The sequence below is a fragment of the Streptomyces sp. NPDC008238 genome, assembly GCF_042956445.1.
GTDB lineage: Bacteria > Actinomycetota > Actinomycetes > Streptomycetales > Streptomycetaceae > Actinacidiphila.
In genome coordinates this window covers 1,489-3,460 of record NZ_JBIBGK010000066.1, presented here as the reverse complement: position 1 = coordinate 3,460, position 1,972 = coordinate 1,489, and the positions used below count along the sequence as shown (strand labels likewise).

The 1,972-nt window shown below is 58.6% G+C and carries 1 rRNA gene (cut by a window edge); it reads left to right on the top strand.

Annotated elements, in window-relative coordinates:
- Positions 1–273: 273 nt before the first annotated feature.
- Positions 274–1,972 (top strand): 23S ribosomal RNA (locus tag ACFZAU_RS41670); its annotated part runs 1,488 nt beyond the window's last position; the annotation flags it as partial.

Here is a 1,972-nt window from a genome sequence, read left to right as displayed (position 1 = left end):
GCAAGCAGTCCAGAGCCACTACGCCGGCGAATGTCCGGCGGTGGTCAGCTCATGGGTGGAACGTTGACTACTCGGCACGGCTGGTTGTGAGTGTTAGTACTGCTTCGGCGTGGAACGCACATCGTCAACTGGTCGGGTCGGGCACGCTGTTGGGTCCTGAGGGCACGGAAGTGTTCTCGGTTGTGGACCGGACTCGGTGAAGCCTGCTGTGTGTGGGTGGAGTTGGGTGACGGGTCGTTGTTTGAGAACTGCATAGTGGACGCGAGCATCTGTGGCCAAGTTTTTAAGGGCGCACGGTGGATGCCTTGGCACCAGGAACCGATGAAGGACGTGGGAGGCCACGATAGGCCCCGGGGAGCTGTCAACCGAGCTTTGATCCGGGGGTGTCCGAATGGGGAAACCCGGCAGTCGTCATGGGCTGTCACCCATACCTGAACACATAGGGTATGTGGAGGGAACGCGGGGAAGTGAAACATCTCAGTACCCGCAGGAAGAGAAAACAACCGTGATTCCGGGAGTAGTGGCGAGCGAAACCGGATGAGGCCAAACCGTATGCGTGTGATACCCGGCAGGGGTTGCGCATGTGGGGTTGTGGGATCGTACTTCAGTCGTCTGCCGGCGGCTGGGCGAGTCAGAAACCGTTGATGTAGGCGAAGGACATGCGAAAGGTCCGGCGTAGAGGGTAAGACCCCCGTAGCTGAAACATTAGCGGCTTGCTTGTACGACACCCAAGTAGCACGGGGCCCGAGAAATCCCGTGTGAATCTGGCGGGACCACCCGCTAAGCCTAAATATTCCCTGGTGACCGATAGCGGATAGTACCGTGAGGGAATGGTGAAAAGTACCGCGGGAGCGGAGTGAAATAGTACCTGAAACCGTGTGCCTACAAGCCGTGGGAGCGTCGCATGCAAGCTTGCTTGCATGTCGTGACTGCGTGCCTTTTGAAGAATGAGCCTGCGAGTTTGCGGTGTGTGGCGAGGTTAACCCGTGTGGGGTAGCCGTAGCGAAAGCGAGTCCGAATAGGGCGTTTCAGTCGCATGCCCAAGACCCGAAGCGGAGTGATCTAGCCATGGGCAGGTTGAAGCGTGGGTAAGACCGCGTGGAGGACCGAACCCACCAGGGTTGAAAACCTGGGGGATGACCTGTGGTTAGGGGTGAAAGGCCAATCAAACTCCGTGATAGCTGGTTCTCCCCGAAATGCATTTAGGTGCAGCGTCGTGTGTTTCTTGCCGGAGGTAGAGCACTGGATAGGCGATGGGCCCTACCGGGTTACTGACCTTAGCCAAACTCCGAATGCCGGTAAGTGAGAGCGCGGCAGTGAGACTGCGGGGGATAAGCTCCGTGGTCGAGAGGGAAACAGCCCAGAGCATCGACTAAGGCCCCTAAGCGTACGCTAAGTGGGAAAGGATGTGGAGTCGCACAGACAACCAGGAGGTTGGCTTAGAAGCAGCCACCCTTGAAAGAGTGCGTAATAGCTCACTGGTCAAGTGATTCCGCGCCGACAATGTAGCGGGGCTCAAGCGTACCGCCGAAGTCGTGTCATTCGTACAGAAGCCCCAACGGGTGTACGGATGGGTAGGGGAGCGTCGTGTGCCGGGTGAAGCGGCCCTGGAAGGGAGTCGTGGACGGTTCACGAGTGAGAATGCAGGCATGAGTAGCGATACAAGAGTGGGAAACTCTTGCGCCGATTGACTAAGGGTTCCTGGGTCAAGCTGATCTGCCCAGGGTAAGTCGGGACCTAAGGCGAGGCCGACAGGCGTAGTCGATGGACAACCGGTTGATATTCCGGTACCCGCTTTGAAGCGCCAGCGCTGAACCCTCTGATGCTAAGCCCGTGAAGCCGCCCTTGATCTCTTCGGAGTGATGGGGAGTGGTGGAGCCGGTGACCCGAGGTGGTAGTAGGTGAGCGATGGGGTGACGCAGGAAGGTAGTCCAGCCCGGGCGGTGGTTGTCCCGGGGTAAGGGTGTAGGGC